The organism is Stenotrophomonas sp. 01N47 (assembly GCF_056399165.1).
Window position 1 is genome coordinate 19,045 of record NZ_JBFTQU010000018.1, and the last position, 13,001, is coordinate 32,045.

Annotated in this window: 14 protein-coding genes; 13 read left to right on the plus strand and 1 reads right to left on the minus strand. The window is 67.1% G+C overall.

All coding sequences use genetic code 11. The features are described from left to right. Positions 1–6 precede the first annotated feature (6 nt). From xpsH to pncB, 11 genes are all read left to right on the plus strand, one after another. The gene (xpsH, locus tag AC1DKR_RS20720) at positions 7–501 is read left to right on the plus strand and encodes a type II secretion system protein XpsH (protein WP_127564701.1); all 495 of its coding nucleotides are present in this window, start codon (positions 7–9) and stop codon (positions 499–501) included. Next, the gene (gene xpsI / locus AC1DKR_RS20725; RefSeq protein ID WP_025876704.1) at positions 498–917 is read left to right on the plus strand and encodes a type II secretion system protein XpsI; all 420 of its coding nucleotides are present in this window, start codon (positions 498–500) and stop codon (positions 915–917) included. The genes xpsH and xpsI overlap by 4 nt, the downstream gene beginning before the upstream one ends. Then, positions 914–1,546, plus strand: a complete 633-nt coding sequence (locus tag AC1DKR_RS20730) for a type II secretion system protein J (protein ID WP_442244687.1) — start codon at positions 914–916, stop codon at positions 1,544–1,546. The genes xpsI and AC1DKR_RS20730 overlap by 4 nt, the downstream gene beginning before the upstream one ends. Continuing rightward, positions 1,543–2,406 carry a type II secretion system minor pseudopilin gene (locus tag AC1DKR_RS20735; RefSeq protein WP_117309501.1) on the plus strand — a complete coding sequence of 288 codons (864 nt, stop codon included), beginning with the start codon at positions 1,543–1,545 and terminating at the stop codon, positions 2,404–2,406. Before AC1DKR_RS20730 ends, AC1DKR_RS20735 begins: the two co-directional genes overlap by 4 nt. Further along, entirely contained in the window at positions 2,403–3,572 is a 1,170-nt protein-coding gene (locus AC1DKR_RS20740; protein ID WP_478034985.1) for a PilN domain-containing protein, read from the plus strand. Before AC1DKR_RS20735 ends, AC1DKR_RS20740 begins: the two co-directional genes overlap by 4 nt. Next, positions 3,547–4,266 (plus strand): type II secretion system protein GspM, encoded by a 720-nt coding sequence (gspM, locus tag AC1DKR_RS20745; RefSeq protein WP_425518182.1) that lies wholly within the window; start codon positions 3,547–3,549, stop codon positions 4,264–4,266. The genes AC1DKR_RS20740 and gspM overlap by 26 nt, the downstream gene beginning before the upstream one ends. After that, positions 4,256–5,044, plus strand: coding sequence for a hypothetical protein (locus tag AC1DKR_RS20750; protein WP_478034988.1), 789 nt, complete (start codon positions 4,256–4,258; stop codon positions 5,042–5,044). Before gspM ends, AC1DKR_RS20750 begins: the two co-directional genes overlap by 11 nt. 9 nt (positions 5,045–5,053) lie before the next feature. Further along, entirely contained in the window at positions 5,054–7,264 is a 2,211-nt protein-coding gene (gspD, locus tag AC1DKR_RS20755) for a type II secretion system secretin GspD (RefSeq protein ID WP_312787995.1), read from the plus strand. Between the two features lie 529 nt (positions 7,265–7,793). Further along, the gene (locus tag AC1DKR_RS20760; RefSeq protein WP_312785959.1) at positions 7,794–8,648 is read left to right on the plus strand and encodes a glycosyltransferase family 2 protein; all 855 of its coding nucleotides are present in this window, start codon (positions 7,794–7,796) and stop codon (positions 8,646–8,648) included. Beyond that, a complete protein-coding gene (locus tag AC1DKR_RS20765) occupies positions 8,645–9,484 on the plus strand; it encodes a glycosyltransferase family 2 protein (RefSeq protein WP_312785960.1) in 840 nt (279 codons plus the stop codon). The genes AC1DKR_RS20760 and AC1DKR_RS20765 overlap by 4 nt, the downstream gene beginning before the upstream one ends. Positions 9,485–9,601: 117 nt before the next feature. Continuing rightward, a complete protein-coding gene (gene pncB, locus AC1DKR_RS20770) occupies positions 9,602–10,789 on the plus strand; it encodes a nicotinate phosphoribosyltransferase (RefSeq protein WP_478034996.1) in 1,188 nt (395 codons plus the stop codon). On the opposite strand, the gene AC1DKR_RS20775 is transcribed toward pncB, so the two are convergent. Next, entirely contained in the window at positions 10,780–11,145 is a 366-nt protein-coding gene (locus tag AC1DKR_RS20775) for a hypothetical protein (RefSeq protein WP_312785961.1), read from the minus strand. The two genes, pncB and AC1DKR_RS20775, sit on opposite strands and share 10 nt — an antisense overlap. 421 nt (positions 11,146–11,566) lie before the next feature. Here AC1DKR_RS20775 and AC1DKR_RS20780 point away from each other — a divergent pair, with 421 nt between their 5' ends. Next, complete coding sequence (locus AC1DKR_RS20780; protein ID WP_312785962.1) at positions 11,567–12,106, plus strand: fimbrial protein; 540 nt, start codon at positions 11,567–11,569, stop codon at positions 12,104–12,106. 86 nt (positions 12,107–12,192) lie between these two features. Beyond that, positions 12,193–12,921, plus strand: coding sequence for a fimbrial biogenesis chaperone (locus AC1DKR_RS20785; RefSeq protein WP_089238705.1), 729 nt, complete (start codon positions 12,193–12,195; stop codon positions 12,919–12,921). Positions 12,922–13,001: the final 80 nt, after the last annotated feature.

Consider the following 13,001-nt stretch of genomic DNA (forward strand, 5'->3'; position numbering starts at 1 on the left):
GCACGCATGCTGCTTTTCCTGCCGCGCCGGGTGTCACGCCCGCGCCTGCACGGCAGGCGCGCAGCGGGCCTGTCGCTGCTGGAAATGCTGCTGGTGATCGCGTTGATCGCGGCCATCGGCCTGATCACCGCCGCTGGCATGTCGCGCGGCTTTGCCGGCATGCAGCTGCGCAGTGCCGGCAAGGACATCGCCAACCAGCTGCGCATGGTGCGCGCGCAGGCCATTGCCCGCGGCGAACCGCAGCGCTTCGTGATCGAACCGGCGCAGCATCGTTGGCAGGGCGCCAGCCAGCGCCACGGTGAAGTGCCGGCCAAGCTGAAGGTGCAGTTCGAAGGTGCCGCGCAGTTGGCCACCGCGCCCGGCCAGGGCGTGATCGAATTCCATCCCGACGGCGGCTCCAGTGGCGGCCGCATCCGCCTGCAGCTGGACAGCGCCGAATGGCGCATCGATGTGGGCTGGTTGACCGGTGAAGTCCGTTCCGGACCGTGGCGGGCGCAATGAGGTCGCGCGCCCGTGGTTTCACCCTGCTGGAAGTGATCGTTGCCTTCGCCTTGCTCGGGTTGGCGTTGACGCTGTTGCTGGGCAGCCTGTCCGGCGGCGCGCGCCAGGTGCGCGATGCCGAGCTGCGCACGCGCGCGGTGCTGCACGCGCAATCGTTGCTGGCCGCTGCCGGCGTGGAAGCGCCGCTGCAGGCCGGCAGCCAGCAGGGCGAGTGGGAGCAGGGGCGTTATCACTGGCAGCTGCAGGTGCAGCCCTGGGCCGAGCCGCGTAGTGGGGCGCTGCCCGCTGCGCAGTCGCCGGGCGCACCCTGGCTGGCGGAACTGCAGCTGCAGGTGCGCTGGGGCGACAGCGAGCGCGAGCAGTTGCGCTGGCGCAGCCTGCGTCTGTTGCCGCCCGCGCTGGAGAATGCGCGATGAGGCGCCGCGCGCGGGGCTTCACCCTGATCGAAGTGATGCTGGCCACGGTGCTGCTGGCAGGCGGCCTGGCGTTGGCGTTCGCCAGCGTGCGCTCGGCGATGGCGATCAGCCAGCGCGGTGAGCAGATTGCCGCGCAGAGCGAACGCATGCGCGCAGTGCAGGCCCTGCTGCGGCGCCAGCTCGCCAGCGCCCTGCGCAGCCCGCTGGAAGTGCCCGATCCTACCCGCGAACCGGTGTTCTTCCAGGGTGACGATCAGGGCATGCAGTTCGTTGCCGACCTGCCGGGCTATCTCGGTCGCGGCGGCCCCTACCTGCATGCGCTGCAGGTGGATGGCGCAGCCGGCCACCGCCGCTTGCTGCTGGAACTGGTGCTGCTGCAGGAAGGCGAGCGCATCGAAGAGAACCCGCCGCGCCCGCCCGAAGTGCTGGCGGACGAGTTGAAGGACGTAAGGCTGCGCTATCGCGGTGTCGACGCCAGCAACGGGCAGTTGACCGAATGGTTGCCACGCTGGGAGGACACCCGTCGCCTGCCGTTGCTGGTGGAGGTGCAGATCGTGCCAACCCGGGGCACGCCATGGCCGCCGCTGGTGGTGGCACTGCGCGCCGGCGGCAGCGGAGGCGCGCGATGAAGCGTCCACGTGGTGCCGCGCTGGTCCTGGTGCTGTGGCTGATCGCGCTGATGACCGCACTGGTCGGCGCTTTTGCGCTCAGCGCACGGGTCGAACACCTGCAGCAGCGGGTGCTCGGTGACGATGCACGCGGCCAGGAGCGCGCCCGTGCGGGCCTGGAGTACGCGCTGCTGCGGTTGCAGCCAGACCCGCAGCGTCCACCGTGGCAGGCCGACGGCCGGGCCTATCGCTGGCAGTTCGACGACGCCCGCATCGAGATCCGGGTGCTGGACGAGAACGGCAAGATCAACCTCAACCTGGCCGATGCGGCCCTGCTGTCCGCATTCATGCAGGCACTGGGCGAGCCAGCAGAAAGCGCCAGGCAGCTGGCCGGTGCGATCATCGACTGGCGCGACGAAGACAGCCTGCTGCAGCCCGGTGGTGGTGCCGAAGCGCCCGAGTACGCCGCCGCAGGCCTGCCCTATGGCCCGCGCAACAAGCGCTTTGAAACCCTGGGCGAACTGCAGCGGGTGCTGGGGATGCGCGGGCCGCTGTATGCCGCGATGCTGCCGCACCTGACGCTTTACAGCCGGCAGGCGCGACCGGATCCACGCTTCGCCAGTGGCCCGGTGTTGACCGCAATGGGCCTGGATGCGGAACAACTGCTGGCGCAACGCGCCCAGCAGGAGCGTGACGGAGATAACGCTGCGGGTGCATCGGCGCTTGCCAGCGGCAGTGGCACCTATAGTATCGAGTCCCGCGCCACTGACGGCAGCGGACGCCTGTCGGTGCTGCAGGCGGTGGTGCGCAACGGATCGGGCGGGGTGCCCGGCCGGACCTACACAGTGCTTCGCTGGGAGCAGGGAATGGCAGCAAGATGACGGCGTGGCAGGACAGTCTGCGGCAGGTGCAGGGCCAGATCGGCCCCGGTGCCGGCCGTTTCCTGCGCTGGTGGCGGCAGTCGTTGCTGGCCTGGGTGCCGATGCGTTGGCAATGGGCGCTGGGCTGGTCGCAGACCCGCCTGCTGCTGCAGTGCGAAGACGGGCAACTACAGGTCTGGCGTGAAACCGGTGACGGCCTCGAGCCTGTGGCCCGCCTGCCATGGCCGCTGCAACCGGCGGACCTGGACCGCGTGCTGGAGCCGCGCCTGCGCAGCCTGCCACGGGTGTGGCTGCTGCCGGCCGGGCAGGTCCTGCGGCGTACTCTGCGTCTGCCTGCCGCGGCCGCTGACCGCCTGCGTGCGGTGGTCGGCTACGAGATCGACCGGCAGACACCGTTCGAAGCCAGCCAGGTCAGCTATGACATCCGTGAGCTGGGCAGTGCCGGCGAAGGCCTGCTGCAGGTGGAGCTGGTGGCCTGGCCGCTGCGCCAGCTGGATGACTGGCGTGCGCAGATCGGAGAGTGGGCCGATGTGCTGGCCGGTGTCGATGCGATCGATGCCCAAGGCCGCGCGCTGCAGGTCAACCTGCTGCCGCCCGCGCAGCGTCAGCAGCGACCGGACCCGATGCGGCGCTGGAACCTGCTGCTTGCCATGGCTGCGCTGGTGATGCTGGTGCTGGCGGCGATGCAGCTGCTGGACAACCGTCGTGACGCCGTCGATGCGCTGCGCGCAGACGTCGAGCGCAGCGCCCGCAGTGCGCGTGGCGTGGCCAGCGAACGCAGCCAGCTGCAGGCGCTGCTGGATGGAGCGGCGTTCCTGGAAACACAGCGCAACCAGCGCGCCAGTACCGTCGAAGTCTGGAACGAGCTGACCCGACGCCTGCCCGATGGCACCTACCTGGAAAAACTGGCGATCGAGAACAACAGCCTGCAGTTGATCGGCCTCAGCAGCGAAGCATCTCAGCTGGTCCCGTTGCTGCAGGACGCGCCGCAGTGGCGCAAGGTCAATCTCACCGGCGTGCTGCAGGCTGACGGTGCCGCCAGTGGCCGCGACCGCTTCACCCTGACCGCCGAGCTGCAGCCATTGCCTTCGGCAGCACCGGCGCCGGCACCCGCCCCGACTGCAACCACGGAGGCGGCCAATGCCGATGCCAAGCGCACGCCGTGACCGCTGGCTGGCACTGGCACTGCTGTTGGCAGTGCTGGGCCTGGCCTACCTGCTGCTGGTGCACCCGTGGTTCACCCAGCCGCTGCGCGCGATCGATGCCGATGCCGCTGCCCTGCGCGAGCGCCAGCAGCGCGTGCAGGCGCAGCTGCAGCAGCAGCCGCAGATCGAACAGCGGCTGCGCGCGACCCGCGACGCCCTGCAGCAGCGCCCGGGTTTCCTGCAGGAAGCCACCGCCGAGGCCGCTGCGGCCGCGCTCGGCGCACGCCTGCAGGATGCGGTGGCGATGGCCAGCCCGGGCAACCGCAGCTGCACCATCAGCAACCGCACCCCATTGAGCGACAACCGTCGCGATGCCGCCTTCGTGCGCGTGGCCATGCAGGTGCGCCTGCGCTGTGGCGTGGCCGAACTGGCCACCGTGCTGCACAGTCTGGAGACCGGCAGCCCGCGCCTGTTCGTGGACAACCTCAACCTGATCGCGCAGCGCTTCCAGCAATCGCCGAACGAATCCGGCCTCGGCCTGGATGTGTCCTTCGAGCTGGCCGGCTACCTGTTGCCGGGTGCTGCCGCCGATTCCTCCACAGCGCCCGTGGCCACACCGCCTGCAGCGGCGCCGGTGGTGTCGCCGCCGGCACCTGTACCTGCACCAGCGGAGCAGCCTGCTGCCGATGCGCAGGAGGTGGCCGATGAAGCTTGAGCAGATCAACCTGCGCACCGGGTTGTTGCTGGCGGTGGCCGGATGGGCTGCGGCGACCTGGCTGGCCACCGGCTTCGGGCTGGGCAGCCAGCTGCCCACGGTCAGCACAGAGGGCGACGCCCAGGCCGCGCTGCCGGCGTTGCCGGTGCTGGCGCCCGAACGCATGGCCGGCGCAGACAGCTACAGCGTGATCAGCGAACGGCCCCTGTTTGCCGAAGACCGCAAGCCGCGCCCGTATCTGCTGGGGGGCAGCGAAGCGGCCGCCAGTCCCGCGCTGCGCCTGACCGGCGTGCTGATGACCCGTGATTTCAGCATGGCCACCTTCACCACCGAGCAGGGCCGGTCGCTGCGCCTGCGCCTCAATGGCGATGCAGTCGATGGCTGGCAACTGGTCGCATTGGAACCGCGCCAAGCCACGGTGATCGGCTCCAGTGGCAGCCAGGTGCTGGAACTGACCGTGTTCAATGGCCAGGGCGGTGAAGCGCCAACCGCGCTGCGCGGGGCCAATGGCACACCGCCTGTGCCTGGCGCGGTGGTTCCGCCGCCACCGCCACAGCCAACGCCCAGCCAGACCCTGCCCAACCCCCGTGCCGCCGATGGCAACGTGGCTCCCGCCTCGCCTGCACCGGCCGCAGCCGCCGCACCCCCTGCAAATACCAACGGTCCCAGCGAAGCGCAGATGCAGGCCATCCGCGAACGCATTCAGGCCCGCCGCCGTCAGCTGCAGCAACAGCAGCAACAACCGTCGCCGCCCCCGGGCGATGGCACCAACCGATAGAGTGAATGCATGAATCTGCGTTTTCTTCCCTGGTCCCTTGCCCTGACACTGCTGGTCGGCTGCAGCACCGTGTCGGCCCCGCATGTGCAACGCAACGGCAACCTGCAGCCATCGGCAAGCGCCGGTCAGGCCGCCACCGATGCGCAGACCGAAGCGGCCGATCAAGCCCAGGGAACGCCGCAGGCGGTGATCCGTCGCGGCACCGGCACCATGATCAACCGCGAGGCCGCGCGCAAGCCGTCGCCCGCGTTGCATGCGGCCAGCTCCGGCGAAGCCACCTTCAACTTCGAGGGCGAGTCGGTGCACGCGGTGGTCAAGGCCATCCTCGGTGACATGCTCGGCCAGAACTACGTGATCGCCCCGGGGGTGCAGGGCACGGTGACCCTGGCCACGCCCAAGCCGGTGTCGCCGGCACAGGCACTGAACCTGCTGGAGATGGTGCTGGGCTGGAACAACGCCCGCATGGTCTACAGCGGTGGTCGCTACAACATCGTCGCCGCCGACCAGGCACTGGCCGGCACCGTGGCGCCGAGCACCGCGCCGGCATCCAGCGCACGCGGTTTCGAAGTGCGCGTGGTGCCGCTGCAGTTCATCTCCGCCACGGAGATGAAGAAGGTACTGGAGCCGTATGCGCGGCCCAATGCCATCGTCAACGTCGACAGCGGCCGCAACGTGATCACCCTTGGCGGCACCCGTGCCGAACTCGAGAACTACCTGCATACCGTCGAAATCTTCGATGTCGACTGGCTCTCGGGCATGTCGGTGGGCGTGTTCCCGATCCAGTCCGGCAAGGCCGAGCAGGTCGCCGCCGATCTGGAGAAGGTCTTCGGCGAAGAGAGCAAGACGCCCAGCGCGGGCATGTTCCGTTTCCTGCCGCTGGAAAACGCCAACGCGGTGCTGGTGATCACCCCGCAGGTGCGCTACCTGGACCAGATCCAGCAGTGGCTGGACCGCATCGATACTGCCGGTGGCAGCGCGCGCCTGTTCTCGCATGAGCTGCGCTACATCAAGGCGCGCGACCTGGCCGAGCGCCTCAGTGAAGCCTTTGCCAGCAGTGGCAACCGTGGCGGTTCCGGCTCGGCAGCACTGGCGCCAGGCGCCATCCCGTCGCAGCTGGGCAGCGATGGCGACCGTGGCATGGATGCGGGCAACAGCAGCAGTTTCAACAACCAGGTCGGCGGCGGCAGCAGTGGTAGTGGTGGCAGTGCCGGCAGCCTGAACCTGCCGCAGCGCCAGTCGGGCAACGTCAGCATCAGCCTGGAAGTGGAAGGCGATCGTGTTGGCGTGTCGGCGGTGGAGGAAACCAACACGCTGCTGGTGCGTTCGACGCCGCAGGCCTGGCGCTCGATCCGCGAAGTGATCGAGAAACTGGACGTGATGCCGCTGCAGGTGCACATCGAAGCGCAGGTAGCCGAAGTCGGGCTGACCGGCGACCTGAAGTACGGCGTCAACTGGTATTTCGACAACGCCGTGGCAGGGCGCGCGCTGACCGGTGCGCTGTCCGGGTTGTCACTGCCGGCGATGGCCGGCGGTTCCTGGAACACCTTCGCCGGTGCGGTGACCGGCACCGACGGCGCCAACTGGGCCTTCACTGGCCATAACGGCGCTGCCGTAGTCAGTGCACTGGACAAAGTCACCGACGTGCGCCTGCTGCAGACACCCTCGGTGTTCGTGCGCAACAACGCCGAAGCCACGCTCAACGTGGGCGACAAGGTGCCGATCAACACCACCACGGTCAACACCGGTGTCGGCACCAGCAGCTACAGCTCGGTGCAGTACATCGACACCGGCGTGATCCTCAAGGTGCGCCCGCGGGTCACCCGCGACGGCACGGTGTTCCTGGATATCGTGCAGGAGATCAGCAGCGCCTCGGACGTACCGGAGAACTGCAATCCGCAGGAGCGCAACTGCAATCCGCGCATCTCCACCAAGAAGCTGGCCACCGAGGCGGCGGTGCAGAGCGGCGACACCATCATGCTGGCCGGCCTGATCACCGATTCGGCCACGGATGGCAGCAGCGGCATTCCCGGCCTCAGCCGGATTCCGGTGCTGGGTGCACTGTTCGGCCAGAAGAGCCGCACCAGCCGTCGTTCGGAAGTGATCGTGCTGCTGACTCCGACCATCGTCCGCAACGGCCAGGAAGCACGCACCCTGACCGACGAATACAGCCAGCGCTTCCGTGCGATGGAGCCGCTGAACCAGCCGGGCTCAAAGAAGTAAGGGGTTCGGCCGGGCTGCGCCCGGCACCCGCCGAAGCCGAAGCAACAGCAACAGCAACAGCAACAGCGGGTTTACTGGGGGAGGGCGGGGCACTGTGGGTTTGCGGGGACGCCGTAAATACGTCCATGTAGGCTTGGTCGCCGCATCCATGCGGCTCACACCCCGCAAACCCACAGTGCCCCACCTTCGACAGTTTCCTGCTGCTGTTGGTAGGTGTCGACCTTGGTCGACACATCTTTCAGATATCGAAATACAGGAATGGGGTCAGATCCGTTTTCCTGTGGAAAACGGATCTGACCCCAGGAGTCGTTCCGACAGTTCGCGGAAAACTGTCGAAGGCGGGGTGGGTCCGGTTGCGGGGGCGTGAGCCGCATGGATGCGGCGACCGAGCTTACATGGACGTACTTGCAGCGAGCCCAGCTGTTGCTGTTGCTTCGGCCCTGGCTTGAAGCCTCTGCAGGTGCCGGGTGCAACCCGGCCGACACCCACCCGATGCTACGCTGTGGCCACCGACAACCACGGAGGCGGGATGGGGGCGATCGTGTTGTTGCCGCTCGGCGTGGACGACGCGGTGCTTGACCGCTGCCTGGCCGCGCTCGATGCCGGTACCGCAGCGGGGACATCGATCTGGCTGGGCGATGACGCGCAGGCCGGGCCACGTGCACAGGCGGTGGTCGAACACTGGCTGGCACATACCCCGCTGCAGGCCGAATACACCCGCCGCGCCAGACCCCTTGGCGAGGTCGCCCATCTGGACGAAATGCTGCGTGCCTGCGATGGCCTGGACGTCGCGGTGCTGGCCCCGGACAGCGTGCCTGCACCGGGATGGCTGCAGCAGTTGCAGGCCACGTTCGCTCGTGACGCCGCCATCGCCACTGCCACGCCGTGGTGCAATGTGGGCGAAACCGCTGCGTGGCCACGGTTGGGCGAGCTCAACACCGAGCCGAGCGACCCGGCGCTGCTGGCCCACGTCTGCGCGGCGCTGCCGACCCTGCATCCTGAACTCCCCTCGGCAGTCACTCATGCGGTGCTGGTGCGCGCCAATGCGCGGCGGCGCGCCGGTGGCCTGGATGCAGAAAGCTACCTGGGCTGGAACGCGGCGCTGGTCGATCTGAGCCTGCGCATGGCCGGCCTCGGCTGGCGCAACGTGTTGTGCGAAAACGCCTTCGTCGGCCGTGCCAATGAAGCACCCAGCCGCGACGGCGATCTGGAGGCACTGGCCGCGCGCTGGCCGGGCTGGGTACCGCGGCTGGCTGACTTCCTGATGCACGATCCGCTGCACACGCTGCGCCAGAACCTGCAGCACAACCTGCAGCAGGCGATAATGCCGCGCGGGCAGGGCGACCTGTTCGTGCCGCCATCACCGCTGGAGCCGCCTGTTTGAATTCCGCCATTGCCGCCATCGTCGTCACCTACCAGAGCGGCAGCACCATCGATGCCTGCCTGTCGCGACTGCGCCAGGCGCAGGACGTGGCCGAGATCCGGGTGATCGACAACGGTTCGCTGGATGACACCCTGGAAGTCGTGCAGCGCCACGCCAGCCACGATCCGCGCGTGCGTTTCATTGCCAACCCAGACAATCCCGGTTTCGCCGCAGCGAACAACCAGGGCGTTGCTGATTCACGCAGCTCGTGGCTGGCCTTCATCAATCCCGACCTGATGGTCGAAATCGATACCCTCGCCGCACTGCGTGACCGCGCTGTTGCGGTGGGCGACAGTCTGCTGGGCGTGGAGCAGGTGGACGAGCACGGCCAGGCCGATGACGCGGTACGGCGTCGTGATCCGGACTTCCTCGCCATGCTGCGCTCGCCCGGGCGCGGCGCGCGGTTGGCCATTGCCCGCGACCCGGTGCAGCCGTTGCAGCAGGTACCGGCATTGTCCGGTGCGCTGCTGCTGATGCCGCGCGCCTTGTTTGATCGCATCGGCGGCTGGGATGCCGGTTACCGGCTGCATGCCGAAGACCTGGACCTGTGCCGCCGCGTGCGTGAGGCAGGTGGCGTGGTCGCCATCGCCAACGACCTGAAGGTGACCCACGTGCGCGGGGTGTCCAGCCGTTCGCGCCCGTTCTTCGTGGAATGGCACAAGCATCGCGGGCTGTGGCGCTACTTCAGCAAGTTCGAAGCGTCGCAGCGGTCGTTGCCGGTGCGGGTGGCAGTGTGGGGCGCGATCTGGGCCCACGCCCTGGTGCAGGTGCCGAGACTGCTGCGCAGGTCGCTGTAACCCGCTGCCACAGGATCATCCACGCATGGCGTGGATCTACTGCAGAGCCGCACCGTGGGTGAGGGCGCCACCTCCCCGCGGACCCCGGTTCACCCCTACAGGCGCATAATTCCAGCCATGCCTATCATCCAGTCCCTGCTCGACACCGACCTGTACAAGTTCACCATGATGCAGGCGGTGCTGCACCAGCACCCCGGCGCGCAGGTTCAATACCGTTTCAAATGCCGCACCCCTGGTATCGAACTGGCCCGCTTCATCGACCAGATCGATGAGGAGATCGACCACCTGTGCAGCCTGCGCTTCAGCAATGAAGAACTGGATTACATGCGTGGCCTGCGCTTCGTGAAGCCGGATTTCGCCGACTTCCTCGGCCTGTTCCACCTGGATCGCAAGTACATCCAGCTGCGTGCGTCGAAGACGGTGCCCGGTGAGATCGAGCTGGATATCACCGGTCCGTGGCTGCACACCATCCTGTTCGAAGTGCCGCTGCTGGCGATCATCAACGAAGTCTGGTTCCGCAACACCACCACGGCGGATTTCGCCGAAGGCGAACGCCGCCTGCAGGCCAAGGCCGCGCTGCTGCGCGATACCCCCGGCTTCGAACAGTGCCGCATCGCCGACTACGGCAGCCGCCGCCGCTACTCGCGCGACTGGCATGCACGCCTGCTGCCGCTGCTGCGCGACGCGCTGGGCCCGCAGCTGGTCGGCACCAGCAACGTGCACTTCGCGCGCCTGTACGGCATGACCCCGCACGGCACCATGGCCCACGAATACCTGCAGGCATTCCAGGCGCTGGGCCCGCGCCTGCGCGATTCGCAGGTAGCGGCACTGGAATCGTGGGCGCGCGAGTACCGCGGCGACCTCGGCATCGCGCTGTCCGACGTGGTCGGGCTGGATGCGTTCCTGCGCGACTTCGACATGTATTTCTGCAAGCTGTTCGATGGCGTGCGCCATGATTCCGGCGACCCCTTCGACTGGGGCGACCGGATGCTGGCCCACTTCCAGCAGCGCCGCGTCGACGCGTGCAGCAAGGTGCTGGTCTTCAGCGATGGGCTCGACATCACCAAGGTGATGCGCCTGTACGACTACTTCCGCGGCCGCTGCCAGGTGGCGTTCGGCGTGGGTACCCATCTGACCAACGATCTGGGGCCGACCCCGCTCAACATCGTCATCAAGATGGTCCGCTGCAATGGCCAGCCGGTGGCCAAGCTCAGTGACTCACCGGGGAAGAGCATGTGCGATGACCCGGGTTACCTGTCCTACCTGCGGCAGGTGTTCGAACTGCCGGACCCGGCTCAGGGATAGTCGACCACCACCAGATAGGCGCCTCGCAGCGGTTGGCGCTGGGAGGCCTCCAGGCGATAGCGCTCGGAGAACGACAGGTCGCCGGCACGCAGCGTGCGTGCGGCCACGGCCAGCTGCTGGCCATGGCGGCTGCCTTCGCGCAGCGTTGCCGTTTCACCTTCGCCCAGCGCCGTCACAGCCACCTTGGCGCCCTTGGCCGACGGCGGGCACGCTTCCAGGCTCAGCTCCTGCTGGGACAGGCGCGTCGTGCAACCGGGATCGACGATGCGACCGCTGAAGCGGACGCTTCCGCTGCTGGCCTGGGCCAGTGCGCTGACGGACATCAAGGCCACGCACAGCAGGATCGAGCTCTTCATGACACGTTCTCTGGTTCGGTGTGTCCTAGTTAGCGACAACCGAGAGCAGTCATTGATAGGCAGTGTTTCGTTCTGCTAGGGCCATCACCTGAGAAGGGTGATGCGCGTCAAATAACGCCGTTTTTACCTGCAAACGCGGTCGATGATCGAGTGCCATTTGCGTCGCACGCCAAGCCTGCCTTGGCTTCCCGGGTACCCTCCATTTTTGAGCTATCACGTCAATTTATTGGCGTCAAGATGTTGTGTTCATAAAAAATTATGAGACGTGGGTCACATTTATGCATATACTTGCGTCACGGATTCAGGGAGAGGTACGTCCGAATCCGGCGACAGGTGAGACGCAAGGAAGGGTCCGATGCCCGGCAGTGCTCCTTGCTTCCTCCTCTACTTTCCATCTCTTCAGTAGGGTTAGGTACAAGCAATGCACAAGATCAAATTCATCGCGGTTCTGATGCTGGCTGCCGCTCCGCTGGCCGCCAATGCTGCCGACGGCACCATCACCTTCAACGGCAAGGTCACCGACAAGACCTGCACCATCTCGACCCCGGGTGGCAAGGACTTCTCTGTCAACCTGCCGACGGTCTCCAAGAGCACCCTGGCTGCCGCCGGTGCCGTTGCCGGTCGTACCCCGTTCGCGATCAACCTGACCAAGTGCAGCGCCGGCAACGTCGCAACCTACTTCGAGCCGGGTTCGACCGTTGACTTCAACAGTGGCCGCCTGAACAACCAGGCTGCGGCCAACGCTGCCGGCAACGTGCAGCTGCAGCTGCTGGGCTCGAACAACCAGTTCCTGCCGATCAAGGCCTCGGGCACCAACCAGGCCCAGGACAACTCGCAGTGGGTGACCGTGGCTGCCGATGGCACCGCCAACCTGAACTACTACGCTGAGTACTACGCGACCGCCGCCGCGTCTGCCGGTGAAGTCACCAGCAACGTCAAGTACACGATCATCTACAACTGATCGTAGCCGTACCCCGCATTGGCCGGCGTACGCGCCGGCCAGTGCTTCGCGGCCCCTGGCCACACATCTCGAGCGTAGTAATTCCGATGAAAGCAATCTTTCCCCGGGCGCTGCTGCTGGCAGCGTTCACGCTGCCCTTCTGCCAGAACGCTCTGGCCGGCGTGGTGGTCAATGGCACGCGAGTGATCTACCCGGCGCAATCGCGCGAAGTCACCGTGCAGGTCGACAACGTGGGCGACTCGCCCGCGCTGGTGCAGGCGTGGGTCGACAGTGGCGACGCCAACCAGACCGCTGATACCAGTGATGCACCGTTCGTGCTGACGCCGCCCATCAGCCGTGTCGAGCCCGGTCGCAGCCAGGCGCTGCGCCTGATCTTCTCTGGCGCGCAGCTGCCGACCGACCACGAATCGGTGTTCTGGCTCAACGTGCTGGATGTGCCGCCGTCGCCGGAAAGCGCCGACAGTGGCGAACAGAACTACCTGCAGGTCGCGTTTCGTTCGCGCCTCAAACTTTTTTACCGGCCGCAGGGCCTGAAGGGCGTCGCCAACGACGCGCCTGCAGCACTGCGCTGGACCCGCAGCGGTGATCGCCTGCGGGTGGAAAACCCCAGTCCCTTCCACGTGACCCTGGCTGAAGTGCATGCCGTGACCGGCAGCGGCGAGCGGCCGGTCGAAGAGCAGGGAAAGATGGTTGCACCGAAGCAGAGCCTCGATTTCGCGGCTCCGGCCGGCATCGAGCAGGTCCGCTTCATCACCATCAACGACTACGGTGGCCGGGTCGAACACACGATCCGCCTGTCCGCTACCGGGGGCTGAAAGCGCCGCGTGGGCCATTGGCCTGCGCATCCCGCAACTGCCGCCGTGCGGCGAATTGAAGGAATGTCAGTGTGATCGGA

What these genes read in the sequence shown, in the direction of transcription:
- AC1DKR_RS20780 (WP_312785962.1), top strand. Translation starts at nt 11,567, where the DNA reads ATGCACAAGATCAAATTCATCGCGGTTCTGATGCTGGCTGCCGCTCCG.
- AC1DKR_RS20775 (WP_312785961.1), bottom strand. Translation starts at nt 11,145, where the DNA reads ATGAAGAGCTCGATCCTGCTGTGCGTGGCCTTGATGTCCGTCAGCGCA.
- pncB (WP_478034996.1), top strand. Translation starts at nt 9,602, where the DNA reads ATGCCTATCATCCAGTCCCTGCTCGACACCGACCTGTACAAGTTCACC.
- gspM (WP_425518182.1), top strand. Translation starts at nt 3,547, where the DNA reads ATGCCGATGCCAAGCGCACGCCGTGACCGCTGGCTGGCACTGGCACTG.
- xpsI (WP_025876704.1), top strand. Translation starts at nt 498, where the DNA reads ATGAGGTCGCGCGCCCGTGGTTTCACCCTGCTGGAAGTGATCGTTGCC.
- AC1DKR_RS20730 (WP_442244687.1), top strand. Translation starts at nt 914, where the DNA reads ATGAGGCGCCGCGCGCGGGGCTTCACCCTGATCGAAGTGATGCTGGCC.
- AC1DKR_RS20760 (WP_312785959.1), top strand. Translation starts at nt 7,794, where the DNA reads ATGGGGGCGATCGTGTTGTTGCCGCTCGGCGTGGACGACGCGGTGCTT.
- gspD (WP_312787995.1), top strand. Translation starts at nt 5,054, where the DNA reads ATGAATCTGCGTTTTCTTCCCTGGTCCCTTGCCCTGACACTGCTGGTC.
- AC1DKR_RS20735 (WP_117309501.1), top strand. Translation starts at nt 1,543, where the DNA reads ATGAAGCGTCCACGTGGTGCCGCGCTGGTCCTGGTGCTGTGGCTGATC.
- AC1DKR_RS20740 (WP_478034985.1), top strand. Translation starts at nt 2,403, where the DNA reads ATGACGGCGTGGCAGGACAGTCTGCGGCAGGTGCAGGGCCAGATCGGC.
- AC1DKR_RS20750 (WP_478034988.1), top strand. Translation starts at nt 4,256, where the DNA reads ATGAAGCTTGAGCAGATCAACCTGCGCACCGGGTTGTTGCTGGCGGTG.
- xpsH (WP_127564701.1), top strand. Translation starts at nt 7, where the DNA reads ATGCTGCTTTTCCTGCCGCGCCGGGTGTCACGCCCGCGCCTGCACGGC.
- AC1DKR_RS20785 (WP_089238705.1), top strand. Translation starts at nt 12,193, where the DNA reads ATGAAAGCAATCTTTCCCCGGGCGCTGCTGCTGGCAGCGTTCACGCTG.